General features: G+C 67.0%; 21 protein-coding genes. 11 read left to right on the top strand and 10 right to left on the bottom strand.

Annotation, left to right across the window (positions count from 1 at the left end; translation table 11 throughout):
* Positions 1–3 precede the first annotated feature (3 nt).
* The 3 genes from AC5P8J_RS04265 to AC5P8J_RS04255 all read left to right on the top strand — a co-directional run bounded on the left by AC5P8J_RS04265 (position 4) and on the right by AC5P8J_RS04255 (position 2059).
* On the top strand, positions 4–891 hold the full coding sequence (locus tag AC5P8J_RS04265) for a DUF4097 family beta strand repeat-containing protein (protein WP_021202713.1): 888 nt from the start codon (positions 4–6) through the stop codon (positions 889–891).
* A 30-nt stretch (positions 892–921) separates the two neighbouring features.
* Positions 922–1527: a YggN family protein gene (locus AC5P8J_RS04260; protein WP_021202712.1), complete on the top strand. Its 606-nt coding sequence runs from the start codon at positions 922–924 to the stop codon at positions 1525–1527.
* A 106-nt stretch (positions 1528–1633) separates the two neighbouring features.
* Complete coding sequence (locus AC5P8J_RS04255) at positions 1634–2059, top strand: hypothetical protein (RefSeq protein ID WP_134732531.1); 426 nt, start codon at positions 1634–1636, stop codon at positions 2057–2059.
* 105 nt (positions 2060–2164) lie between these two features.
* On the opposite strand, the gene AC5P8J_RS04250 is transcribed toward AC5P8J_RS04255, so the two are convergent.
* Positions 2165–3592 (bottom strand): class II fumarate hydratase, encoded by a 1428-nt coding sequence (locus AC5P8J_RS04250; protein ID WP_021202710.1) that lies wholly within the window; start codon positions 3590–3592, stop codon positions 2165–2167.
* Positions 3593–3884: 292 nt separating this feature from the next.
* On the opposite strand from AC5P8J_RS04250, the gene purB reads away from it, so the two are divergent.
* The 6 genes from purB (at position 3885) to lpdA (ending at position 14094) form a co-directional block, all read left to right on the top strand.
* Positions 3885–5252, top strand: coding sequence for an adenylosuccinate lyase (purB, locus tag AC5P8J_RS04245; RefSeq protein ID WP_111101755.1), 1368 nt, complete (start codon positions 3885–3887; stop codon positions 5250–5252).
* Positions 5253–6010: 758 nt separating this feature from the next.
* Complete coding sequence (locus AC5P8J_RS04240) at positions 6011–7426, top strand: ribosomal protein uL16 3-hydroxylase (RefSeq protein WP_019660408.1); 1416 nt, start codon at positions 6011–6013, stop codon at positions 7424–7426.
* Between the two features lie 11 nt (positions 7427–7437).
* Complete coding sequence (locus AC5P8J_RS04235) at positions 7438–8334, top strand: GNAT family N-acetyltransferase (protein WP_021203039.1); 897 nt, start codon at positions 7438–7440, stop codon at positions 8332–8334.
* Positions 8335–8521: 187 nt separating this feature from the next.
* Positions 8522–11353 carry a 2-oxoglutarate dehydrogenase E1 component gene (locus AC5P8J_RS04230; protein WP_495216633.1) on the top strand — a complete coding sequence of 944 codons (2832 nt, stop codon included), beginning with the start codon at positions 8522–8524 and terminating at the stop codon, positions 11351–11353.
* Between the two features lie 41 nt (positions 11354–11394).
* Positions 11395–12594, top strand: coding sequence for a dihydrolipoyllysine-residue succinyltransferase (gene sucB, locus AC5P8J_RS04225; RefSeq protein WP_019660411.1), 1200 nt, complete (start codon positions 11395–11397; stop codon positions 12592–12594).
* A gap of 63 nt (positions 12595–12657) precedes the next feature.
* Positions 12658–14094, top strand: coding sequence for a dihydrolipoyl dehydrogenase (gene lpdA, locus AC5P8J_RS04220; protein WP_019660412.1), 1437 nt, complete (start codon positions 12658–12660; stop codon positions 14092–14094).
* Between the two features lie 145 nt (positions 14095–14239).
* Here lpdA and AC5P8J_RS04215 read toward each other — a convergent pair whose 3' ends face one another.
* The 9 genes from AC5P8J_RS04215 to AC5P8J_RS04175 form a co-directional block, all read right to left on the bottom strand.
* Complete coding sequence (locus AC5P8J_RS04215; protein ID WP_031269996.1) at positions 14240–14488, bottom strand: hypothetical protein; 249 nt, start codon at positions 14486–14488, stop codon at positions 14240–14242.
* Entirely contained in the window at positions 14485–14697 is a 213-nt protein-coding gene (locus AC5P8J_RS04210; RefSeq protein ID WP_021203037.1) for a hypothetical protein, read from the bottom strand. Before AC5P8J_RS04210 ends, AC5P8J_RS04215 begins: the two co-directional genes overlap by 4 nt.
* A 263-nt stretch (positions 14698–14960) precedes the next feature.
* On the bottom strand, positions 14961–16391 hold the full coding sequence (locus AC5P8J_RS04205; RefSeq protein ID WP_021203036.1) for a replicative DNA helicase: 1431 nt from the start codon (positions 16389–16391) through the stop codon (positions 14961–14963).
* 212 nt (positions 16392–16603) lie between these two features.
* Positions 16604–17164 carry an NAD(P)H-dependent oxidoreductase gene (locus AC5P8J_RS04200; protein WP_134735837.1) on the bottom strand — a complete coding sequence of 187 codons (561 nt, stop codon included), beginning with the start codon at positions 17162–17164 and terminating at the stop codon, positions 16604–16606.
* Between the two features lie 66 nt (positions 17165–17230).
* On the bottom strand, positions 17231–19174 hold the full coding sequence (gene asnB, locus AC5P8J_RS04195) for an asparagine synthase (glutamine-hydrolyzing) (protein ID WP_021203034.1): 1944 nt from the start codon (positions 19172–19174) through the stop codon (positions 17231–17233).
* A 3-nt stretch (positions 19175–19177) separates the two neighbouring features.
* Positions 19178–21457, bottom strand: coding sequence for a thiamine pyrophosphate-dependent enzyme (locus AC5P8J_RS04190; RefSeq protein WP_495216632.1), 2280 nt, complete (start codon positions 21455–21457; stop codon positions 19178–19180).
* Between the two features lie 62 nt (positions 21458–21519).
* Positions 21520–22176: a glutathione S-transferase family protein gene (locus tag AC5P8J_RS04185; RefSeq protein WP_031269994.1), complete on the bottom strand. Its 657-nt coding sequence runs from the start codon at positions 22174–22176 to the stop codon at positions 21520–21522.
* 176 nt (positions 22177–22352) lie between these two features.
* Complete coding sequence (locus AC5P8J_RS04180; protein WP_019660420.1) at positions 22353–22895, bottom strand: GNAT family N-acetyltransferase; 543 nt, start codon at positions 22893–22895, stop codon at positions 22353–22355.
* Positions 22896–23018: 123 nt separating this feature from the next.
* Positions 23019–23861 (bottom strand): glycine zipper 2TM domain-containing protein, encoded by an 843-nt coding sequence (locus AC5P8J_RS04175; RefSeq protein ID WP_495216631.1) that lies wholly within the window; start codon positions 23859–23861, stop codon positions 23019–23021.
* 163 nt (positions 23862–24024) lie between these two features.
* On the opposite strand from AC5P8J_RS04175, the gene AC5P8J_RS04170 reads away from it, so the two are divergent.
* Together AC5P8J_RS04170 and AC5P8J_RS04165 are read left to right on the top strand one after the other, a co-directional pair.
* Positions 24025–24243, top strand: a complete 219-nt coding sequence (locus AC5P8J_RS04170) for a DUF6116 family protein (RefSeq protein ID WP_019660422.1) — start codon at positions 24025–24027, stop codon at positions 24241–24243.
* The gene (locus AC5P8J_RS04165; protein WP_019660423.1) at positions 24240–25013 is read left to right on the top strand and encodes a TatD family hydrolase; all 774 of its coding nucleotides are present in this window, start codon (positions 24240–24242) and stop codon (positions 25011–25013) included. Before AC5P8J_RS04170 ends, AC5P8J_RS04165 begins: the two co-directional genes overlap by 4 nt.
* The last annotated feature ends 41 nt before the right edge of the window (positions 25014–25054 follow it).

Below are 25054 nucleotides of genomic sequence, written 5' to 3'. Positions count from 1 at the left end.
CCCATGCGTTCCCTGCTCGCCTGTTCTGCGTTGTTGCTGTTGCCGCTGTCGGCGCTGGCCGCCGATGCCCCTAACTGCAAGTTCACCGCTGCCCGTACGTTGAAGCTGGAGACATCCGGCGCCAAGGCGGTGGTGTTCGAGGTGAACCAGCATGACCTGAAGGTGGTCGCCAGCAAGGGCGGTGGCCAGCTGGATGGTCGCGCCTGCGCCTCCAGCCAGGAATGGTTGGACCAGCTGGTGCTGGATCAGCGGAAGGAAGGCGACAAGCTGGTGGTCAGCCTGCGCCGCGATGGCCGTCAAAGCGGCATCAGCCTGGGCAACAGCTATGCCTGGCTGGACATCCGCGGCAGCGTGCCGGACAACCTGCCGCTGCAGCTCAAGGTCGGCTCCGGCGATGCCAGCGTGGAAAACGCGCAGTCACTCAGCGTGGACGTCGGTTCCGGTGACGCCGTGGCCCGCGGAACCCGTGGCAGCATTCACGCCGCAGTGGGTTCGGGCGACCTCAACATCGATGGCGGCGGCTCCCTGAACCTGCTCTCGCTGGGTTCCGGCGACGTCACAGTACGCAACATCACCGGCGACGCCAGCACCGGTACCGTCGGCTCCGGTGACCTGAAGATCACCGATGTGCGTGGCAACGCGCGGCTGGATACCGTGGGCTCGGGTGACATCGAGTTCAAGCGTGTGCAGGGCAGCGTTGAAGTGGGCGTGGTCGGCTCCGGCGGGGTCGATCTGGCCGATATCGGCGGCAATGTGCATGTCCGCAGCCACGGTTCGGGCGACATCCACGTCGACGGGGTGCGCGGCACCCTGACCGTCGATCGCAGCGGCAGCGGTGACGTCGATCATCGCAACGTCAGCGGCCGGGTCACCCTGCCGCGCAGCAAGTAACCCTTTTCCAGACACCACCAGGGGAACACCATGAACCTGTTGCGCCTGCTGCCTGCCACCCTGCTGTGCCTGCCGCTGATCGCCTGCGGCGGCACGTCCTCCACGCCTGATACCACCGTCGGCAAAAGCGTGGCCGAGGCGACCAGCGGGGTCGGCCAGACGGTCAAGGAGGCCATGGACGATGCCCGCAAGGACATCGCCCAGGGCAACATCAAGATCTCGGCCGACAAGCAGCCGCGTGCGGAGATCACGCCGGACGGGCGGCTGCTGATCGGCGGCAAGGAAGTGCCGGCCGATGAGGCCCAGCGCCGGCAGCTGCTGGAATACCGCGGCCACGTCGTTGCCATTGCAATGGACGGCATGGATGTCGGCCTGGCCGGTGCCAAGCTCGGCGCCAGTGCTGCCGGAGAGGCCCTGAAGGGCATCTTCAGCGGCGACAGCGAGGGCATCGAGAAGCGGATCAATGCCGAGGCGGAGAAGATCGAAGCCCAGGCCAAGCGCATCTGCAACCGCATGCCGGCGATGCTGGCCAGCCAGCAGGCGCTGGCCGCATCGCTGCCCGCGTTCAGGCCGTACGCCACGATGGACCAGAGTGACGTCGACGACTGCGGCAAGGACACCGTGGTCCAGCGCTAGGCCTGTGACAGATCAGCGCACCCGGCCGGCAGCGGCGCCCCGCTGCCGGCCGTAACGTGCCGACCGGCTTACAATGTCGGCCCCGGACGCCCCCGAACCGAATGCCATGAAGAAGTTGTTCCTGCTGCTGGCCGCCCTGCTCTGCCTGGGCCTGGTCGGCTGTGACAAGGATTACCGCAACCACCGCGCCGAGCGCGGCAAGCCCAAGATTTCCGTCAGCGAAGGGATGGTGACCGTGCGTCGCCCGCCGGCACCGAACATCATCATCCTCGACGATGGCACGATGAAGGTGGACGAGATCCAGATCCCGCTCGACGAAGGGCAGAAGCAGATGCTGCAGACGATGTTCGGCCGGCTGCAGGTACTGCGCCAGAACACCCTGGTCGCCGCCCCGGCCGATCCCAACATGCAACCGGTGAAGATCCAGCCGCCGGAAGGCATGGAAGTGATCCCGGCCGACCTGGTCCAGCGCATCCCCGAGTTCAAGGACTACACCGACACCTTCGGCAACATCGTCGCCGACCGTCGCTGAAAAAACGCCGCCCCCTGGGCGGCGTTTCCTCTTGTAGAGCCGAGCCCATGCTCGGCTACTGCCCGGAATCTGAGCCGAGCATGGGCTCGGCTCTACAACAGCAGATCAACCGCCGGCGCCACCACCGCCAGCCTGGATGCCACCTGCGGTCAGCGCGGTGGGGTCCAGCAGGCGGCGCAGTTCCGCTTCCTGCAGGCCGCTGTCTTCCAGCGCTACGTCCAGCACCGGGCGCTGTTCCTTGTAGGCACGCTTGGCAATGGCCGCTGCCTTCTCGTAGCCGATGATCGGGTTCAGCGCCGTGACCAGGATGGGATTGCGCGACAGCGCCTCGGCAACACGGTCTTGGCGCACCTTCAGCCCGGCAATCGCGCTGTCGGCCAGCAGCCGCGACACATTGGCCAGCAGGCCGATGCCATCCAGCAGGTTCACCGCAATCAGCGGCAGGGTGACGTTGAGCTGGAAGTTGCCGGTCTGCCCGGCCACGGTGATCGCGGTATGGTGGCCAATCACCTGCGCACACGCCATCACGGTTGCTTCCGGAATCACCGGGTTGACCTTGCCCGGCATGATCGAGCTGCCCGGCTGCAGTGCCGGCAGTTCGATCTCGCCCAGCCCGGCCAGCGGACCGGCGTTCATCCAGCGAAGATCATTGGCGATCTTGATCAGCGCCACCGCCAGTGCATTGAGCTGGCCGGACAACTCCACTGCATCGTCCTGCGCGGCCAGGCCTTCGAACTTGTTCTCGGCGCTGTCGAACTTGAAACCGGTCTGTTGCTTCAGTTCCTTGGCTACCTGCGCGCCAAAACGCGGGTCGGCGTTGATGCCGGTGCCGATGGCGGTGCCACCCAGCGGCAGGCGGCGCACGCGCTTAAGGCTGTCTTCGATGCGCTCCTGCGCAGAGGCCAGCTGCGCCGACCATGCGCCGAACTCCTGCTCGAAGGTCAGTGGCATCGCGTCCATCAGGTGGGTACGGCCGGTCTTGACCACCTTGCGCAGGCTGCGGCCCTTCTTGTCGAGGGTCTTGCGCAGGTGCACCAGCGCCGGCAGCAGCTGTTCGTGCGTCGCCAGCACCGCCGACACGCGCAGCGCGGTCGGGATCACGTCGTTGGAGCTCTGCCCCTGGTTGACGTGGTCATTGGGATGCACGGTGGTCTTGCCCGCCTTGCCGGCACGGTTGGCCAGGGTGGCGATGACCTCATTGGCATTCATGTTCGACGACGTGCCCGAACCGGTCTGGTAGACGTCGATCGGGAAGTGCGCGTCCCAGTTGCCGGCGGCCACTTCGGCAGCAGCGGTCTGGATGGCCTTGGCCACGTTCTTCGGCAGGTGGCCCAGCTCGGCGTTGACGCCGGCGGCAGCGCCCTTGACCAGGCCCAGGGCACGGATGAAACCGCGCGGCATGCGCTGGCCCGACACCGGGAAATTCTGCACGGCACGCTGGGTCTGGGCGCCCCACAGGGCGTCCGCAGGCACCTGCAGCTCGCCCATGCTGTCGTGTTCGATTCTGAAACCCTTGCTTGCAGCTTTGCTCATTGCATCAACTCCGCACTACTTCAATTGGGGAAAGGGAAGCGGCGGCTGGCAGGGTGTCGCTTCCCGGGCTGGCGGCTGCGCCAACGATACTCCCTTGCCCGCAGCGTGGGATGACGAGGACGGGCCAGAACGTTCCGTCCGCAGGGCCGTGTTGTAGAGCCGAGCCCATGCTCGGCGTCCCGCAGGCCGCCGGATTCTCCGAAGCAGCCGAGCGTGGGCTCGGCTCTACAGGGCACGCCCCGCCGGCACGTCGTAGAATATCGGCCCCGCCGCTCGTCCCAGCCCTGCCGACATGTCCGATTCCGCCCTGCTCGCCCTGTCCCCGCTCGATGGCCGCTATGCCGGCAAGGTCGACGCGCTGCGCCCGATCTTCTCCGAATACGGCCTGATCAAGGCCCGCATCACGGTCGAGGTGGAATGGCTGCTGGCGCTGGCCGCCGAACCGGGCATCGTCGAACTGGCGCCGTTCTCCGACGCCGCCGTCGCCCGCCTGCGCGACCTGGCCGCCCGCTTCAGCCCGGCCCAGGCCGCGCGCGTGAAGGAGATCGAGCGCACCACCAACCATGACGTCAAGGCGGTGGAGTACTTCATCAAGGAACAGCTGAAGGACGACGCCGAACTGGCCCCGGCGCTGGAATTCGTGCATTTCGCCTGCACCAGCGAAGACATCAACAACCTCAGCTACGGCCTGATGCTGGAACAGGCCCGCCGTGAAGTGCTGCTGCCGACCCTGGACGGCATCGCCAGCACCCTGCGCAGCCTGGCCCACGCCCAGGCCGGCCAGCCGATGCTGTCGCGCACCCACGGCCAGACCGCCTCGCCGACCACGCTGGGCAAGGAGCTGGCCAACGTGGTCGCTCGCCTGGAACGCCAGCGCGGGCAGATCGCCGCGGTCGAACTGACCGGCAAGATCAACGGTGCCGTCGGCAACTACAACGCCCACGTGGCCAGCTACCCGGACGTGGACTGGCCGGCCTTCGCCGAGCGCTTCGTGACCGGCCTGGGCCTGGTATTCAACCCGTACACCACGCAGATCGAGCCGCACGACAACGTGGCCGAGATCGGCGATGCCGCACGCCGCGCCAACATCATCCTGATCGATCTGGCTCGCGACATCTGGGGCTACATCTCGCTGGGCTATTTCAAGCAGCGCCTGAAGGAAGGCGAAGTCGGCTCGTCGACGATGCCGCACAAGGTCAACCCGATCGATTTCGAGAATGCCGAAGGCAACTTCGGCATCGCCAACGCGCTGTTCGAGCACTTCAGCGCGAAGCTGCCGATCAGCCGCTGGCAGCGTGACCTGACCGATTCCACCGTGCTGCGTGCACTGGGCACCGCGTTCGGCCACAGCCAGGTGGCGCTGGATTCGCTGGCCAAGGGCCTGGGCAAGCTGGAAGTGAACCCGCAGCGCCTGGATGCCGATCTGGACGCGGCCTGGGAAGTGCTGGCCGAGGCCGTGCAGACGGTGATGCGCCGCCATGGCCTGCCGAACCCGTACGAGCAGCTGAAGGCGCTGACCCGTGGCCAGGGCATCACCGCCGAGTCGATGCGTGCGTTCGTGCAGGGGCTGGAGCTGCCGGCGGATGCGAAGCAGCGCCTGCTGGAGATGACCCCGGGCAGCTACACCGGCCTGGCCGAGTCGCTGGCGAAGAAGATCTAAGGGGTTTGCTTGCGGCGGCGGCCGCGGGCGCTGCCTGCGGCAGGCAACGGCAACGGCAACAGCAATAGCAACGTCAAGAGCGGCTCTGGATTGCTGCTAACTGGGCGGGCCGGGAGGGGCCAGCGGGACACGCCGTAAACCCATCCATGGGGGCTCGATGGCGCCATCCATGGCGCCAACGGTCCCGCTGACCCCTCCCGCCCCACCTCTGACAGATTTCCGGTGACGGATCGAAGAGCGTAGGGTTGTCGGGGCGGAATTTGAAAGAGGGACGCGGCTTCGCCGCGTCCGTCTTTGTTTGAGGGTCTTTTGTAGAGCCGAGCCCGTGCTCGGCTGCTTTTGGGCGTGGGCAACAGCAAGCCGAGCGTGGGCTCGGCTCTACAAGGGCATGAGCAAGCGCAGCGCGCGACCCGCTTTTGCCTTTGATTTTCTTCTTCCATTCCGTGGCGGGCCCCGCAGGAAACTGTCAGGGGCCGGGCGGGTGGACCATGCAGGGGCGTTGGCGCCATGGATGGCGCCATCGAGCTTACAGGGACGTACTTGCAGCGTCCCCTGCATGGCCCACCCGCCCGGCCAAGCCCATGAAGCCGGTCGACTAACAGTCGACCCTACCAAGATGTCGCCACGAGGGGCTCCGCCGTTGGCCGGCACCCCGCGACAAACCACCGCACGTGCGCAATCCCCACGAACGTCGGACAATGCAACCCATGGCGGCCCGCCACGCCGCCCCTCCCGCTTTCCGCTGCAAGGATTCCCCCATGGCCGCCCGCAAGTCCTCCGCCCCCCTGATCGAAGTCACCGCCCGCCCCGGCCAGCCGCTGGGCATGGCGCCGGCCACCTTCCTGCGCGACTTCTGGCAGAAGCGCCCGCTGCTGATCCGCAACGCCTTCCCCAATTTCCAGACCCCGGTGCAGCCGGAAGACCTGGCCGGGCTGGCCTGCGAGGAAGGCGTGCTGGCGCGCCTGATCGAGCACGACAAGACCCAGGACGGCTGGCGCGTGCGCACCGGCCCGTTCCAGGAAGACGTGTTCCCCGCCCTGCCAGACCACGATTGGACCCTGCTGGTGCAGGACGTGGACAAGTGGGACCCGGACGTGCGCGCCCTGATCGAGCACTTCAGCTTCCTGCCGCGCTGGCGCATGGATGACGTGATGATCAGCTTCGCCGCCACCGGCGGCTCGGTCGGCGCCCATGTCGACCAGTACGACGTGTTCCTGCTGCAGGCCCACGGCCATCGCCGCTGGCAGATCGATGCCAGCGAATCGATCAAGGGCAGGCAGCCGCCGCTGGGCTTCCGCCCGGACGTGGAGCTGAAGCTGCTGAAGGTGTTCAAGCCAACCCACGACTGGGTGCTGGCGCCGGGCGACATGCTCTACCTGCCGCCGAACGTGCCGCACCACGGCGTCGCCGAAGACCCCTGCCTGACCTTCTCCTTCGGCATGCGCGCGCCGTCCTCGGCCGAGCTGATCAGCGACTACCTGGACACCCTGATTGCCGATGCCGACGAGAACATCCGCTATCAGGATGCCGACCTGAAGGTGCCGGCCGACCCGAACGAGATCGACACGGTGGCGATGGCGCGGGTGATCACCGCGCTCAACGCCATCCGCATGAACGACCCGGACAAGCTGGGTGACTGGTTCGGCCGTTTCATCACCACCTACCGCGCCGCCGGCGAAGTGATGGCTCACCAGGCCGCTCCCGCACCGGAGGAAGTGGTCCAGGCCCTGGCCTCGGGCCTGCTGCTGCAGCGTCACCCCTGGGCGCGCCTGGCCTGGCGCCGGGCCAAGCGTGGCGCCAGCCTGTACGTCAGCGGCCAGGACTTCGCGCTGCCGGTGAAGGACGCGCAGCGCTTGGCCGGCGCCGAGCAGCTCGATGCCGCCGCCTATCGCGGCCTGTCCGACAAGGGCCGCGCGGTGGTCCAGCAGCTGTTGGCCGGTGGCGTGTTCCAGCTGATCGATCCGAACGAGGTGTATGACGCTGAAGATGAGGATGACGGCGAAGACGCCGTGGTGCTCGGCGAAGTGGTTGAAGGCCGTGACCGTGTCGACGCGATCGACGCCGACGCGGTGTCCGACGATGTCCACACCGTGACCGTGCACGACGACGGCATCGAGGTCATCGTCAACTTCGAGGATCACGACGAAGACGACAGCGACGACGGTCGCGCCTGAGCCCTGCCGCCATGGTCCGGGTCCAGCAGGTCAGCCACGCCGACGCCCACGTTGCCATCCACGACGTGCGCCAACGCGTGTTCGTGCAGGAACAGGGCATCGCCGCCGAACTGGAACGCGACGCGCTGGACCCGGTCAGCGCCCATGTGCTGGCGCTGGACGCCGAGGGCCTGCCGGTCGGCACCGGCCGCCTGGCCCCCGATGGCCGCATCGGTCGCATGGCGGTGCTGGCCGACCATCGCAGCCAGGGCGTCGGTGAGGCCCTGCTGGAGGCACTGGTGGAGGCCGGGCGCCGGCTCGGCCTGGCCGAACTGCACCTGCACGCCCAGCTGCCCGCCCGCGACTTCTATGCCCGCCAGGGCTTCCTGCCCGAGGGCGAGGTGTTCGAGGAGGCCGGCATCGGCCACCAGCAGATGCGGCGGCGGCTGGGCGCGGCCAGCGCCATCGACAGCCGCGCCGAGGCCGTGGCGGCCACTACCGCCGTCATTCACCGCGCCCGTCGCCGGCTGTGGCTGCACAGCCGCCAGCTCGACCAGGGCCTGCTCGACACGCCTACGGTGCAGGCCGCGCTGCGCCGCTTCGTCACTGCCCGCCACGACAAGCAGCTGCGGGTGATCGTGCACGATGCCGCTGCGATCGCCGCTGCCGGCGCCCCACTGCTGGCGCTGGCCCAGCGCCTGCCCAGCGTGGTCCGGTTCCGCGAGGTCAGCGATCCGGTCGACCGTGCGTTGGCCTCGGCCTGCCTGCTCAACGATGCGGGCGACTTCTACTTTCGTCTGATCGGCCATCGCCTCGACGGCGAGGCCGGCATCGCACTGCCTGCACGTTCGCAGCCGTTCGAGCAGCAATTGCTGCGTGTCTGGGACCGTTCGCGCGATTGCAGCGAACTGCGCGCGCTCGGCATCTGAGCCGGCGCCGCCGACCCAACCTGTCTGGAACCGGCACCCGAGGACGCGGGTTGCCTGCGGCAATGCCCCTTCGTGGCCCGTTGGGGGTACAATTTGGCTGTTTGAACGCGCCCGCGCAGGGCTATTCATCATTCCTGCCGGGTCCTTCTGAAGCCATACCCCACAAAGCGAATCAACACCCTCCATCGTGGACAATCAACTGAAGCAGTTTGCGCAATCTTCGCAACTCGCCGGCGGCAACGCCTCCTATGTCGAGGACCTGTACGAGCAGTACCTGGTCTCCCCGGATAGTGTCGATCCCAAATGGAAAACCTACTTCGATGGCTTCAAGGGCCGTGAAGCAGGTGACATTCCGCACTCGGCCGTCATCTCCCACATCGCGGACGCGGCCAAGGATGCGCTGAAAGCTGGCACCGGCAGCGGTGCGGGCGACGAGCGCGAGCGCAATGTCGGTCGTCTGATCACCGCCTACCGCTCCCGCGGCCACCTCGACGCCCGCCTGGACCCGCTGGGCCTGGCCGCACCGGTCAACACCCCGGACCTGGGCCTGCCGTTCCACAGCCTGTCCGATGCCGACCTCAACAGCGAGTTCAGCACCGGCGGCGTCGGCGGCCAGCCGCGCATGAAGCTGCGCGACCTGCTGGCACGCCTGAAGGCGACCTACACCGGCTCGATCGGTGCGGAGTTCATGCACATCTCCGAGGTCGAGCAGCGCCAGTGGATCTACAAGAAGCTGGAAGCGGCCGGTGGCAACTACCAGCTGGACGCTGACACCCAGCGCCGCACCCTGGAGCGCCTGACCGCGGCCGAAGGCCTGGAGCGCTACCTGCACACCAAGTACGTCGGCCAGAAGCGCTTCTCGCTGGAAGGCGGCGACTCGCTGATCCCGATGATGGACACCATCATCCGCAGCGCCGGCAAGGATGGCGTCAAGGACGTGGTGATCGGCATGGCCCACCGCGGCCGCCTGAACGTGCTGGTCAACACCCTGGGCAAGAACCCGCGCAAGCTGTTCGACGAGTTCGAGGGCAAGTTCGAGCACGACGAGCACGCTTCGGCCGGCGACGTGAAGTACCACATGGGCTTCTCCGCCGACGTCGCCACTGAAGGCGGCCCGGTGCACCTGGCGCTGGCGTTCAACCCGTCGCACCTGGAAATCGCCGACCCGGTCGTGGCCGGTTCCGTGCGTTCGCGCCAGGAGCGCCGCAAGGACACCGCCCGCAAGCAGGTGATGCCGATCCTGATCCACGGCGACGCGGCCTTCTCCGGCCAGGGCGTGGTCATGGAGCTGTTCCAGATGTCGCAGGCCCGCGGCTTCGCCGTCGGTGGCACCGTGCACATCGTGGTCAACAACCAGGTGGGCTTCACCACCTCCAACCCGCTGGATACGCGCTCCACGCGCTATGCCACCGACGTGGCGAAGATGATCGCCGCGCCGGTACTGCACGTGAACGGCGATGATCCGGAAGCGGTGGTGTTCGCCGCGCAGCTGGCCTTCGAGTTCCGCCAGAAGTTCGCCAAGGACGTGGTCATCGACCTGATGTGCTACCGCCGTTGGGGCCACAACGAGGCCGACGAACCGGCAATCACCCAGCCGCTGATGTACCAGGTGATCCGCAAGCACCCGACCACCCGCGAGATGTACGCCGAGCAGCTGGAGAAGGCAGGCGTGATCGCCGCCGGTGCCGGCAAGGCGATGGTCGATGCCTACCGCGAGAAGCTGGACGCCGGTGAAGTGACCACCGAACTGGCCAAGGTCGAGAAGACCCCGCCGAGCAGCCCGCTGTTCGTCGATTGGCCGAAGCTGCTGGAAGGCAAGCTGTCCGACCCGGTCTCGACCAAGGTCGAGAAGAACAAGCTGGTCGAACTGGCCAGGCTGATCAACACCATCCCGGACGAAGTGCAGCTGCACTCGCGCGTGGCCAAGGTCTACGACGACCGCCGCAAGATGGCCGCCGGCGAGATTCCGGGCGACTGGGGCTTTGCCGAGAACCTGGCCTACGCCACCCTGCTCAACGAAGGCCATGCACTGCGCCTGGTCGGCCAGGACGTCGGCCGCGGTACGTTCACGCACCGCCACGCGATCCTGCACGACCAGAAGACCGACAACTACTACATGCCGCTGCGGCAGCTGGTGGATTCGCCGGAGAAGGCCACCGTCATCGACTCGCTGCTGAGCGAAGAAGCGGTGATGGCCTACGAATACGGCTTCTCCACCACCGATCCGAACACGCTGTGCATCTGGGAAGGCCAGTTCGGCGACTTCGCCAACGGCGCCCAGGTGGTGATCGACCAGTTCATCGCCGCCGGTGAAGCCAAGTGGGGCCGCATTTCCGGCCTGACCCTGCTGCTGCCGCACGGCTATGAAGGGCAAGGCCCCGAACACAGCTCGGCGCGCCTGGAGCGCTTCCTGCAGCTGTGCGCGCTGGAGAACATGCTGGTGGTCGTGCCGTCGACTCCGGCCCAGGCCTTCCACATGCTGCGTCGCCAGCTGCACATGACCACCCGCAAGCCGCTGGTGGTGATGTCGCCGAAGTCCCTGCTGCGCCACAAGCTGGCGGTGTCGACCCTCGACGAGCTGGCCAACGGCGAGTTCCAGCACCTGATCGGCGACGCCAATGCCGACGCCAAGAAGGTCAAGCGCGTGGTGCTGTGCTCGGGCAAGGTCTACTACGACCTGCTGGAGGACCAGACCAAGCGTGGCCAGGACGACGTGGCGATCATCCGCGTGGAGCAACTGTATCCGTTCCCGCGTGCGCTGCTGGCTGCCGAGCTGAAGAAGTACGGCAAGGCCACCGACGTGGTGTGGACGCAGGAAGAACCGCAGAATCAGGGCGCGTGGTACCAGATCCGCCACCACCTGCAGTTCTGCCTGGCCGATGGCCAGAACCTGCACTACGCCGGTCGCGCACGTTCGGCCTCGCCGGCTGCCGGTCACATGGCTGACCATGTCCGCGAGCAGCAGCAGCTGATCGCCGACGCACTGGTCAACCCGTTCAACGACCAGGTCGCTGAATAACTCTCCCCCCTATTTAGAAGACAAACCAGGAAGCTCCCGCAATGGCCACCGAAGTCAAAGCCCCGGTACTGCCCGAATCCGTCGCCGACGGCACCATCGCCACCTGGCACAAGAAGGTGGGCGACGCCGTCAAGCGCGACGAAAACCTGCTTGACCTGGAAACCGACAAGGTCGTTCTGGAAGTGCCGTCGCCGGTTGACGGCGTGCTCAAGGAAATCAAGTTCAAGGAAGGCGATACCGTGACCTCCAGCCAGGTCGTGGCGATCATCGAAGAAGGCGCCGTAGCTGCGGCTCCGGCCCCGGCCGCTGAAGAGAAGAAGGCTGAAGCCGCACCGGCCGCCGCTGCTCCGGCCGCTGCCGCTGCGCCGGCCCCGGCTGCCAAGTCGGCCGCCGACGCGCTGCCGCCGGGCGCCCGCTTCACCGCCATCACCGAAGGCGTGAACCCGGCCGACGTCGACGGCACCGGCCGTCGTGGCGCGGTGACCAAGGAAGACATCGTCAACTTCGCCCGCAACGGCGGCGCCGGCAAGGCCGGTGGCGCTCGTCCGGAAGAGCGCGTGCCGATGACCCGCATCCGCAAGCGCATTGCCGAGCGCCTGATGGAGTCGAAGAACTCCACCGCCATGCTGACCACCTTCAACGAAGTCGACCTGTCCAAGGTTTCGGCCGCGCGCAAGGAACTGCAGGACGAGTTCGTCAAGGCCCACGGCATCAAGCTGGGCTTCATGAGCTTCTTCGTGAAGGCCGCCGCCAACGCGCTGCAGCGTTTCCCGCTCGTCAACGCCTCGATCGACGGCGACGACATCATCTACCACGGCTACTCGGACATCTCGATCGCCGTCTCGACCGAAAAGGGCCTGGTCACGCCGGTCCTGCGCAACGTCGAGCGCATGTCGTTCGCCGACATCGAGAAGACCATCGCCGACTACGCCAAGAAGGCACGTGACGGCAAGCTGGGCCTGGAGGAACTGCAGGGCGGCACCTTCACCGTGACCAACGGCGGCACCTTCGGTTCGCTGCTGTCGACCCCGATCATCAATCCGCCGCAGAGCGCCATCCTGGGCATGCACGCCATCAAGGAGCGTCCGATCGCCCAGAACGGCCAGGTCGTGATCGCGCCGATGATGTACCTGGCGCTGTCCTACGACCACCGCATCATCGACGGCAAGGACTCGGTGCAGTTCCTGGTGGACATCAAGAACCAGCTGGAAAACCCGGGCCGCATGCTGTTCGGCCTGTAAGAAACCTCCCGCCCCTCCGCGCCTGCGCGGAGGGGTTCTGGTAATGCATCAAGGAATAATTCAATGGCTGAACAATTCGACGTCGTCGTCATCGGTGCCGGCCCGGCCGGTTACCACGCTGCCATCCGCGCGGCCCAGCTGGGCCTGAAGACCGCCTGCATCGACGCAGCGCTGGGCAAGGACGGCAAGCCGGCCCTCGGCGGCACCTGCCTGCGCGTGGGCTGCATCCCGTCCAAGGCGCTGCTGGATTCCTCGCGCCAGTTCTGGAACATGGGCCACATCTTTGGCGACCACGGCATCAGCTTCAAGGATGCCAAGATCGACGTCGAGGCGATGATTGGCCGCAAGGACAAGATCGTCAAGCAGTTCACCGGCGGCATCGGCATGCTGTTCAAGGCCAACAAGGTCGCCGCCTATTACGGCTTCGGCCAGCTGCAGCCAGGCAACGTGGTCAAGGTGAAGCAGCACGACGGTTCGGAAGTCGAGCTGAAGGGCACCAACGTCATCATCGCGGCCGGTTCGGATTCGATCGAGCTGCCGTTCGCCAAGTTCGACGGCGAGACCATCGTCGACAACGTCGGCGGCCTGGACTTCACCGAAGTGCCGAACCGCCTGGCGGTGATCGGCGCCGGCGTGATCGGCCTGGAACTGGGCAGCGTGTGGAAGCGCCTGGGCGCTGAAGTGACCATCCTGGAAGCCATGCCGGAGTTCCTGGCCGCTGCTGACGCCGAAGTGGCCAAGACCGCTGCCAAGGAGTTCAAGAAGCAGGGCCTGGACATCAAGCTCAATGCCAAGGTTTCCAAGACCGAGATCACCGGCAAGGGCAAGAAGAAGGAAGTTATCGTCACCTACACCGACGCCGAAGGCGAAAAGACCCTGACCGTGGACAAGCTGCTGGTGGCCGTGGGCCGTCGCGCCGCCACCAAGGGCCTGCTGGCCGAAGGCACCGGCGTCAAGGTCAACGAGCGCGGCCAGATTGAAGTCGATGCGCACTGCCACACCGGCGTCGACGGCGTGTGGGCGGTCGGCGACTGCGTGCGCGGCCCGATGCTGGCGCACAAGGGCTTCGAGGAAGGCATCGCGGTGGCTGAGCTGATCGCCGGCCTGCCGGGCCACGTCAACTTCGACACCATTCCGTGGGTCATCTACACCGAGCCGGAACTGGCCTGGGTCGGCAAGACCGAAGCCCAGCTGAAGGCCGAGGGCATTCCGTACAAGGCCGGCAGCTTCCCGTTCGCCGCCAACGGCCGTGCCGTGGCGATGATCGAGCCGGCGGGCTTCGTGAAGATCCTGGCCCATGCCGAAACCGATCGCATCCTCGGCATGCACCTGGTCGGCGCCAACGTCTCCGAGCTGGTGCACGAAGGCGTGCTGACCATGGAATTCAGCGGCTCGGCCGACGACCTGGCCCGCATCTGCCACGCCCACCCGTCGCTGTCGGAAGTGATCCACGACGCGGCGATGGCGGTCAGCAAGCGCGCCATCCACAAGGCGAACTGATCGTTCGCGGGTTGTGCCGGCCGCTGGCCGGCATGGCCGGATGCAAGGAACCCCGCTTCGGCGGGGTTTTTTGTTGCTCATTTCCCTGTAGTGCCGAGCCCACGCTCGGCTGCCCTGCACAGGCCGCCGAGCATTGGGCTCGGCGCTACACCTTTCCGGCCGGCTTCTTCGGCGGATCGTCACAGATGCGGTGCTGGACCACGGTTCCACCCGCCTTCCACTCCTTCACCACCCGGCAGCGCTCCCTGGGCTTGACCGCCCTGGCCGCTGCAGCATCCGCCTCATCGGCAGCGGCGGCCTGCTGTCGTTCCAGCCATGCGGACGACGGTGACACCGGTGTGGCCGGTGCCGGCCCCGCAAGCAATGCCAGCGCGACCAGCACCACCGCCCTCATGCCGCCACCGGGCCGCCGCCGAGCAGGCGCGCGGGCAGCATGAACAGCGCGCGCAGGAACGCGAACAGCGCCGAGAACGTGATGCCGACCAAGCGGAACGGCAGGCTCAGCAACCAGACAAACGGCCACGCGATCAGGGCGAGGACCGCCAGCGGCCAGCACAGCACGAACAGCACGCACCACACACCGAGCGCGAACAGGGTCTTCATCACGGTCTCCTTGTGGCGGCACCTTGCCGCCTGCCGACACGTTGGCGCCCTGCCCTTGCCGCGCGCAAACGGTTTGCGACGAAACCGGGCTGGTGGCGATGAAACCGACCCAGCGCCGGTGCAACGCCGAGCCCATGCCCGGCTGCGCTTCGTGGCGACCGCATGGAACCGGCGCTGCACGGGGGCGCTGACAGCGGCTCCTGCCGCTGCCTTGGGCTCTACAGCGCCCGATGGCGGTTGCCGGCCAACGGCCGGCACGACCGTTACTCGAACGAACCAACCGAATCGTGGGCCAGGTTGTCGAATCGGGTGTATTCGCCAAAGAACTTCAGCTTGCACGAACCGGTCGGGCCACCACGGTGCTTGCCGATGATGATCTCGGCCAAGCCCTTGTCTGGCGAATTTTCCTTGTTGTAGTAATCGTCGCGGTAGATGAAGACGATCATGTCCGCGTCCTGCTCGATTGCGCCCGATTCGCGAAGGTCGGCCATCACCGGGCGCTTGTCGGTACGCGTTTCCAGCGAGCGGTTGAGCTGCGACAACGCGATCACTGGAACGTTCAGTTCCTTGGCCAGGCCCTTCAGCGAACGCGAGATTTCCGAGATTTCAGTCGCGCGGTTCTCGCTGTTGCCCGGCACGCTCATCAGCTGCAGGTAGTCGATCACCACCAGGCCCAGGTCATGCTCGCGCTTGAGGCGGCGGCACTTGGAACGCAGCACTTCAGGCGACACGCCGGGCGTGTCGTCGATGAAGATCTTGGTTTCCTTCAGCATCTTGATCGCGCTGGTGACACGGCTCCAGTCCTCGTCTTCCAGCTGGCCGGTACGCAGGCGCTGCGCGTTGATGCGGCCATTGGAGGAAATCAGGCGCATTGCCAACTGCGCGGCCGACATTTCCATCGAGAACACGGCCACGCCTTTCTTCGATTTGATCGCTGCGTACTCGGCGATGTTCAGTGCGAAGGTGGTCTTGCCCATGGCCGGGCGCGCGGCAAGGATGATCAGGTCGGTCGGCTGCAGGCCGGAGGTCATTGCGTCGAAATCGGTATAACCGGTCGGCAGGCCGGTAATGTTGCCGCCGTTCTCGAAACGACTGCGCAGCTCTTCGAAGGCATCCTTCAGTGCACCGGGCATCGCCACGAAATCGGTACGGCCGCGTGCGCCCTGTTCGGCGATGGCGAACACGCTCTTTTCTGCCGAGGCCAGCAGCTCGCTGCTGTCACGCCCTTCGGGCTGGAAGCCGTCGTTGACGATATCCGTGCCGACCTGGATCAGCTGCCGCAGCACCGCCTTGTCACGCACGATCTCGGCATAGGCCACGATGTTGGCGGCTGACGGCGTGGTACTGGCCAGCTCGACCAGGTAGGCGCCATCACCCACCAGTTCCATCTTGCCCTGCGATTCGAACCACTCGCCCAAGGTCACCGCATCGAACGGCCGCTCGCGCTCGGACAGCTCACGGATTGCGCGATAGATCATCTGGTGGTCGCGCCGGTAGAAGTCGCCTTCGGTCAGCTGGTCATTGACCCGGTCGTAGGCCTCCGGGGCCAGCATCAGGCCACCCAGCACCGCCTGCTCGGCTTCCACCGAATGCGGCGGTACCCGCAGCTGGTCGATGCGCGACTCGTCGCGTTCGCGATCGAAGCCATCACCGCGCTCTCTGCGGTTGGAACGGAAGCCGGGGCGAGCGGACATGCTGCGATGTTTCCTGCAAAAGTGGGCGAGACGAGTGTAGGCATGTGCTGCCCCCGGCGGCGATGGACAAGCCTGTGGATAAACCGTGGGAAAACGGGGGATATCCGCCGGTACCTGGCCAGACTGGCGTGGGAGCGTCGCACTGCCTGCGACGGGCGCCGTTGCGGCGCCCGAGCACGCATTATCGCAGATGGGGGTGTCGACCGCTGGCGTCAATCGCCCTTGACGTGCACCGCGATCAGCGCCAGGAACCGGTCCATATAGCCCTGCAGGAATTTCTGCGTGCCCTCGTTGTGGACCGTGCCGTCGGCATCGATCAGGCCGTCCTTGAAATGAATGAATGCCTCTGGCTGGCCGAGCACGTGCATGTCCAGGAAGGCCAGGCCGTTGCGCAGATGCTGCTGGGCCACGGCGGTGCCGATCTGGCCGATGGAGGCGCCGATCACCGCCGCCGGCTTGCCGGCAAACGCACTGTCACCATACGGGCGCGATCCGATATCGATGGCGTTCTTGAGCACGCCGGGCACCGACCGGTTGTACTCGGGTGTCACGAACAGCACCGCGTCGGCGGCGCGCACCTGGTCCTTCAGCCGGGTGCCCTGCGGCGGATAATCGGCGTCGAAATCCTGGTCGTACAACGGCAGATCGCCGATCTGCACATACTGGAAGCGCGCGCGATCACCGGCGAGCTTCTCCAGCGCATGGGCCAGCTTGCGGTTGCAGGAATCCTTGCGCAGGCTGCCAACGAACACGGCGATGGTGGGGACGGACATCGGGACATACTCCTCACGGTGCGGGAGCACCAGCCTAGTCGCCGGGCCCTTGCAGGCCGGTGAAGATCAGCCGCCCGTCACGCCCGCACGCACCTGCCGCCAATGCGCCTGCCAGGCCTGGAACATCAGCACGTTCCACAGATGGGTATGCCACTTGCGCTGGCCGCCGAGGAACTGCTGCCACAGCGGCTGTATGGCGGCCGCCGACAGCACGCCCTCCCGCTCCAGCCGTGCCGGCTGCAACAGGTCTTCGGCCCACGGCCGCAGGTCGCCCTTCAGCCAGTCACTGACCGGTGCGCCGAAACCGCGCTTGGGACGGTGCACCATCGACTGCGGCACATAACGGCCCAGCACGCGCTTGAGCAGCACCTTGCTGGTGGTCTCACTGCGCTTGAAGCCCAGCGGCAGCGACCAGGCGAACTCGGCCACGCGTGAATCCAGCAACGGTGCGCGCGCTTCCAGGCTGACCGCCATCGAGGTCCGGTCGACCTTGCACAGCAGATCATCCGGCAGGTAGGTCAGGTAATCGGCCAGCATCATCGCGTCGGCCGGTGTGCCGGCGCCGTGCAACGGATCGGCCAGATCATAGAAGCTGCCGGCAGCCTGCGCGCCCGGCACTGCCGCTGTCGGGTCGCGCCAGCGCGAGATGCGGTTGCGGTACACATCACCGATGCCACGCGCGCCGGACTCGGCCAACAGCGCGGCCAGGCCGCCGGTACGCGAGGCCTCGCCCTGCTGCTGGGAGCGCGCGCCCATCCAGCGCCGCAGCGGCCCAGGCACGCGCCCCAGCATCTGCCAGTTGCGCAGCGCGCGCACATAGCGGGTGTAGCCGAAGAACAGTTCGTCGCCACCATCGCCGGAAAGCGCCACGGTCACGCCCTGCCGCGCCAGCCGGGCGACCAGCGCGGTCGGTACCTGCGAGGCATCGGCGAAGGGTTCGTCAAACATCGCCGGCAACTGCGGCACCACCGCCAGTGCATCGGCGCCACTCACGTAGAGTTCGGTGTGGTCACAGCCCAGGTGCGCGGCCAGTTCCTTGGCCAGCGGCGCCTCGTCGTGGCTCGAATCGGTAAATCCGATGCTGAAACTGTGCACCGGCTGCCCGCTCTGCGCCTGCATCAGCGCCGCCACCAGCGACGAATCGGTACCCCCGGACAGGAACACGCCCACCGGCACGTCGGCCACCATGCGCAGCGCCACTGCGTCGCGCAGCAGCCCGTCCAGCTGCTCCTCGGCCTCCTCGATGCGGCCCTGGAACGGCGCAGCCAGCGCTGCCTGCATGCGTGCACGTGCATCCCAGTAGGGGCGCTGCGCCTGTTCCGGGCGATGCGCCGAAGCGCCCGCCGCCACGGCTTCGGCATCCAGGCGCAGCACGCGGCCCGGCATCAGCTTGTAGCAGCGCTGGTGGATGCTGTGCGGGGCTGGAATGTAGTCCAGCCGCAGCAGCAGGGTCAGTGCGTCACGGTCGATGTCGTTGTCGAAGGCCGGGTGCTGCCACAGCGCCTTCAGTTCGGAGCCGAACACCAGGGTGTCCCCGGCCCAGCCGTAGTACAACGGCTTCTTGCCAACGCGGTCGCGGGCCAGCCACAGGCATTGCTGCTGGCGGTCCCACAGCGCGATGGCGAACATGCCGTTGCAGCGCTGCAGGGTGTCTTCCATGCCCCATTGCAGGATCGCTGCCAGCAGCACCTCGGTGTCGGAGTGACCACGGAAGACATGCCCCAATGGCTCCAGTTCTGCACGCAGGGCAGCGAAGTTGTAGACCTCACCGTTGTACGCCATCACATAGCGGCCGTCGGCCGAAGCCATCGGCTGGTGGCCCAGCGGCGACAGGTCGAGAATGCTCAGGCGACGGTGTGCCAGCGCGATGCCTGCACCGGCATCGACCCAGTTGCCGCCATCATCCGGCCCGCGATGGTGCAGCGCTTCGCCCATGGCCAGCACCTGCGCCTGCAGTAGCTCGGCCGACGCCACAGGCGCCGGCAACAACATTCCCGCCAATCCACACATGCATCAAGGTTCCTGCGCCAGTTCAAGGGCGGCGCCAATCACCGCATTGTCGCTTGGAAGCCCGAACATTGCTGCCCCCGCCAACGGGGTGTAGGTATCGGCACCGCAGACCCGGCGCAGTGGCAGATGGCCGAAACCGGCCTCGACCAGTGCGGTCACCACGCCCTCGCCCACCCCGCCACTGTGCCGGCCCTCGTCCAGCACCAGCACCCGCCGTGCGCTGGCGGCCTGGGCGGCGATGAAGCCGGCATCCAGCGGCACCAGCCAGCGCAGGTCGACCACCCGCACCTGCCAGCCCAGCTGCTGCCCGATGGCTCGCGCTGCGCGCAACGCCATCGGCACGCCGTTGCCATACGTGTAGACCACCAGATCGCCCGCCTCCGGCCCGTAAACACGGCCTTCGCCCGGCACCAGTGCCCGGCCCTGGGCCGGATAGTCGAACAGCCACTGGCCATCGCCCGGCTCATGCAGGTCCTTGCTCATGTACAGCGCGATCGGCTCCAGGAACACCGCCACGCGCCCATCCACCCGGGCCAGCGCCGCCAGCGTGCGCAACATCATCACCGCATCGTCGCCGCGCGACGGGCAGCCGACCACCAGCCCGGGGATGTCGCGCAGGGCGGTGATCGAGTTGTCGTTGTGGAAGTGGCCGCCGAAGCCCTTCTGGTAGCCCAGCCCGGCCACCCGCAGCAGCATCGGGTTGCGGTACTGGTCGTTGGAGAAGAACTGCAGCGAACAGGCCTCGCCACGCAACTGGTCGATGGCATTGTGCAGGTAGGCCAGGTACTGGATTTCCGGAATCGGCAGCATGCCCATGTTGGCCAGGCCCTGCGCCATGCCCAGGATCATGGTTTCGTCCAGCAGGGTGTTGAACACCCGGCGTGGCCCGAAGCGGCGCAGCAGATCCTTTGTGACAGTGTACACACCGCCCTTCTGGGCCACGTCCTCGCCGAACAGCAGGCTCTGCGGATACTTCGCCAGCAATTCCTGCAGGCCGTGGTTGATCTGGATCGCCAGATGGCGCGGCGCCTGTCGTTCGGGCAATGCCTCGATACGACCATAGAGTGCCTCGCGCGCTTCGGCAGCGACCTCGCGCTGCGCTTCGGCCTGCACCGCTGCCGGCGTGTACGGTGCGAGCGGCGCCATCACCTCCCGCAGCGACCCCAGCTTCGCCCCGCCTTCAGCCTCGGTGGCAGCGGCCATGCAGCGCGCACGCATCGTCTCGTAGGCCGTCTCGATCGCCGCCGCATCCATCCAGCCCGACTCCAGTGCGATCTGCGCCGAGCGCAGCAGCGGATCCTGCGCCTCGGCCGCGCACAGCTCCGGCAACGCCCGCCATTCCACTTCGAAGTCGGTGCCGGCGTGGCCCATCAGGCGCGTGGTGCGCAGATGCAGGAAAGTCGGTCGCCGCGTTCGCCGGCAGTGTTCCACCGCAGCCTGCACCTGGGCGTGCCCGGTGGCCAGGTCCAGCCCATCGGCGAAGAAATAGTCCAGCCCCGGCTGGTGGCTGAAGCGCTCGGCGATCCAGCCATCGGGGGTCTTCACCGAGATGCCCAGGCCGTTGTCCTCGCAGACGAACAGGATTGGCGCCGGCAGTTTCTGGTAGGCCGCCCACATCGCGGTGTTGAACGCCGTCTGCGCGGTAGCGTGATTGGCCGAGGCGTCGCCGAACGAGCAGAGCACGATACTGTCGGCGGGAACCGGCAGCGCCTGCGCCAGCCGCTTGCCACTCTCGATGGCCAGCGCGGTGCCCAGCGCTTTCGGCAGGTGCGAGGCGATGGTCGAAGTCTGCGGCAGCACCCACAGCGGCTTGCTGCCCCACACTTTGTGGCGGCCACCACTGGCCGGATCATCGGCGCAGGCAGCGAAGGAAAGCGCAGCATCGCGCAACGGGTCGATGCCCGGCACCTGGCGCGAACGCTCGGCCATGAAGGCGCCGGAACGATAGTGCAGGAAGGCAGGATCGGTGTGCCGGCAGGCCCGCGCCAGCAGCGCGTTGCCTTCATGGCCGGACGACCCGATGGTGTAGAAGACCTTGTTCTGCACGCGCAGCACGCGCGCCATCAGGTCCAGCTGGCGGCTGGCCAGCTGCGAGTCGAACAGTTCATCGAAGGCGGCAGCGGTGAGCGTACTGCCGGGCAGGATCGGAGCATCTGCCACGGGTCGCGGGCGCGGCGTCCCGCGCCACCCGCGCACCGCCTCAAGGAAATTGACGTCGCACACCTCGGCGCGGTTGAGCCCCCGCATGCGTGCGGGAATCGGATCCGGAACCACAGCGAACATCGAACACCCTCCGTGTCGTTGTTGCGTTCCGCCCGGCAATACCGGGCGCTACCCTGTGGGCATCAAGCCGCCTCGAAACGCGAGCGCACCTCGGCGGTCACCGCCGGCATCGGCAGGAAGCGCGGCTGCGCACGCACGCGCTGCAGCCAGGCGCGCACCTCGGGGAATGGCTCCAGGCTGATGCCGCCCTCGCCGGCCACGTCGGTGTAGGCAAACAGGGCGATATCGGCGATGCCGTAGCTGCTGCCGGTGAACCACTGCGCCTGGCGAAGGTGCTGCTCCATCACCGCCAGCGCGGTGGCGGCGCGCTCGTGCAACCGTGGCAGCTCGGCGCGGCGTGGCGAGTCGGGCGCCGTCCAGCCCCGGATGAAGCGCGCTACCGCCACGCACGGCTCGTGCGTGTACTGCTCGAAGAACATCCAGCTCAACGCCTGCGCACGCTCCCAGCCATCGCTGGGCAGGTAGGGCGTGCCTTCGGCCAGCCAGAACAGGATCGCGTTGGATTCGGTCAGCACGCGGCCGTCGTCGCGGACGATCAGCGGCACCTTGGCATTCGGGTTGAGCGCAAGGAATTCGGGCGTGTGGGTCTGGCCATGGGCACTGTCCACTTCCACCCAGCGGTAACGGCTCCCGAGCTGCTCAAGCAGCAGCCGGACCTTGTGGCAATTGCCCGAGACCGACATGCCATGCACCGTCAGCGGGACGCGCTCTTCCACCATTGCCTGCTCCATCGGATCCGGCCGGCGGCCGGCTGCGTGCAGTCTGGCAAGTGCGCCAGGGAATGCCAAGCGCGGATGCAGCATGGCAACCAGGTAACGCTGGCCGCGGGCCGGCGATTGCACGAATGCTGCCGCAACATGGTTGCCGGCCAGCGGCCGGCACTACCAGGCAACGCTCAGCGCGCGCGTTGCCGCCACTGCTCGCGCGACTGGCCCCAGATCTGCATCGGCTTGTCGTTGTAAGGCGGCGGCAATTCGCCCATGCGCAGCAACCTGCTGCCGAGCTTGCGCGCGACCGCCCGCGAGTTGTCGTTGTTCTCGGCGATGGTATGGATCACCTCGTGCCAACCCAGCGTGTCGAAGGCCCAGTCGATCGCCGCGACCGCCGCTTCCGGCGCATAGCCCCGGCCCCAGCTGGCGCGGCGGATGCCCCAGCCGACCTCGGTACCCGGCCAGTCCTGCGGTTGCCAGGGACCCATCCGCCCGATCCAGTCCCCGCTGGATTTTTCGATCACGCTGAACATCGAGAAGCCGAACAGCTGCCAGGCGCCAGCCAGGCTGCAGAAGCCGCGCCAGGCTACCGAAGGCGGCTGCACGCCACCGAGGGTGCGCATCGTTTCCTCGTCGGCGCAGAACGCCAGATAGGGTTCGTAGTCCTCGCGCCGCAGCGGGCGCAGGATCAGGCGCTCGGTTTCCAGGCGCAGATCGAAGATGCTCATGCCGACTCCATGTCGAAGGGGCCACCATGATGGTGGATTCGGCCTCCACACGGATGAATGCCCGCGCTCACAACGAAACGGGCCGGCATGCGCCGGCCCGTCGGGTACAGCACGTATTCTGGATTACTGGCGCGTGGCCGCAGTGGCGCCGGCAGCAGCGGTCTGCGTGACCAGCTGGCCATCGACCACCGGCAGGCGATCGCTGGCCGGCTTGTTGTCCATGCGCACGGTCTTCTCGGCGCCGTCGTAGCGGTAGGTCACGTTGTAGCCCTTCACCACGTCATTGGTGCCCATGGCGATGCGGTTGCCCGGCTTGCTGGCCATGCGCATGGTACCGGTGGTGCCGTCTTCGTTGCGGTAGGTCACGTTGTAGCCGGTAACACGGCTCGACTCGGAGGTGGCGGTCTCGGTGTGGCACTGGCGCTCGGTGCGGTTGACCACGCGGCCACCCACGTGGCGCTTGTCGATCTGGTTGCCGATGAAGCCACCGGCCACCGCGCCTGCGGCGGCCGCGGCCTTCTTGCCGTTGCCGCCGCCAACCTGGTTGCCGAGCAGGCCGCCGACCACGGCGCCGACCACGGTGCCACCGACGTTGCCATCACGCTCCGGCAGGCGTTCCTGCACGGTCACGTCCTGGCACACCTCGTGCGGGGTCTGGGTGGTGGAAGTCTCGCGCACCGGATCGGTGCCGATCACAGTGGCGTAGGCCTTCTGCTTCTCGGTGATCGGGTCGACCTTCAGCACGTCGGCGTATTCCAGCCCACGCGGCGCAGACGGGTCGAGCCTGTCACCACGTGCGCCATCGTCGGTGGCACTGCCGTCGACCAGGCGCGACTCGCCATTGGGGGTGGTGGCGCTGATGGAATCGGGCGATTTGCCGCCACTCTTCATGAAGGCGGCGGTGGCGATGCCACCGACCAGCAGCGCGCCCGCTGCGACCAGGACAGTTGTAGTTGTGCTTTTCATGACCTGCTCCTTGCGGACCATCCGCAACGTTCTCGAACCAGATTGCAGCATGCGCTGCCTGAACGGAATCTCCACATTTCCTGCTCATTCCTGTAACCCATTCAGCATCGGGAAATGCTGGGCCCGTGGTAGCGTTTGCATATTCCCCACGAGGATTTCCGCCATGGCAAACCCGATGCTGCTGCCGGTACTGCAATGGGCCCGCCGGCTGCGCTACCCCACCCTGTTCAAGCTTACAGCGGGCCTGTTCGTGCTGACGCTGTTCATCCCGGACCCGATCCCGTTCGTCGATGAGCTGGTGCTCGGCTTCGGCACCCTGCTGCTGGCCAACTGGAAAAGCCGCCACGCTGCCACGGTTGCGCCGTCGCTGGAACAGCGTTGAGCCCGCTGGTCGACAGCCACTGCCACCTCGATGCCGGCGAGTTCGACAGTGACCGCAGCGCCGTGATCGCGCGCGCGCAGGCCGCTGGCGTGCGCCTGCAGGTGGTGCCGGCGGTGACCGCGGCCAGCTGGCCGAAGCTGCGCGTGGTCTGCCAGCAGGCGCCGGGGCTGCATCCGGCCTACGGGCTGCACCCGATGTTCCTGGCCGAGCACCGGCCCGACCATCTGCCGCTGCTGCGCGAATGGATCGAGCGCGAACGCCCGTGTGCGATCGGCGAATGCGGGCTGGATTTCTTCGTCGAGGGGCTGGATGAGGAGGCGCAACAGGCGTATTTCATCGGTCAGCTGCAACTGGCCCGCGAGTTCGAGCTGCCGGTAATCGTGCACGCGCGACGCGCGGTGGACGCGGTGATCGCCGCGATCCGCCGTATCGGCGGCCTGCGCGGCGTGGTGCACAGCTTTTCCGGCAGCCCCGAACAGGCTGCGCAGCTGCACCGGCAGGGCTTCCTGCTCGGTCTCGGTGGTCCGCTGACCTACGAACGCGCGCAACGGCTGCAGCGCCTGGTGCGCGGGATGCCGCTGGAACAGCTGCTGCTGGAGACCGACGCGCCCGACCAGCCTGACGCCGGCATCCGCGGCCAGCGCAACGAACCGGCACGGCTGGCGGTCATCGCCCGCCATGTCGCGGCACTGCGCGGAATGGACGTTGAAGCCGTTGCACATGCCACGACGGAGAACGCGCGACGGCTGTTCGCTCTGCCAGCGTTGTAACGGGCGGCGGACCCGCCGCCGGGCAGGGCCCGGCGCTACCG

This window comes from Stenotrophomonas sp. YJH_SMC_37, assembly GCF_059370035.1.
Note: the sequence above shows the minus strand (reverse complement) of the source record. Positions and strands in the feature narration are given on the sequence as shown.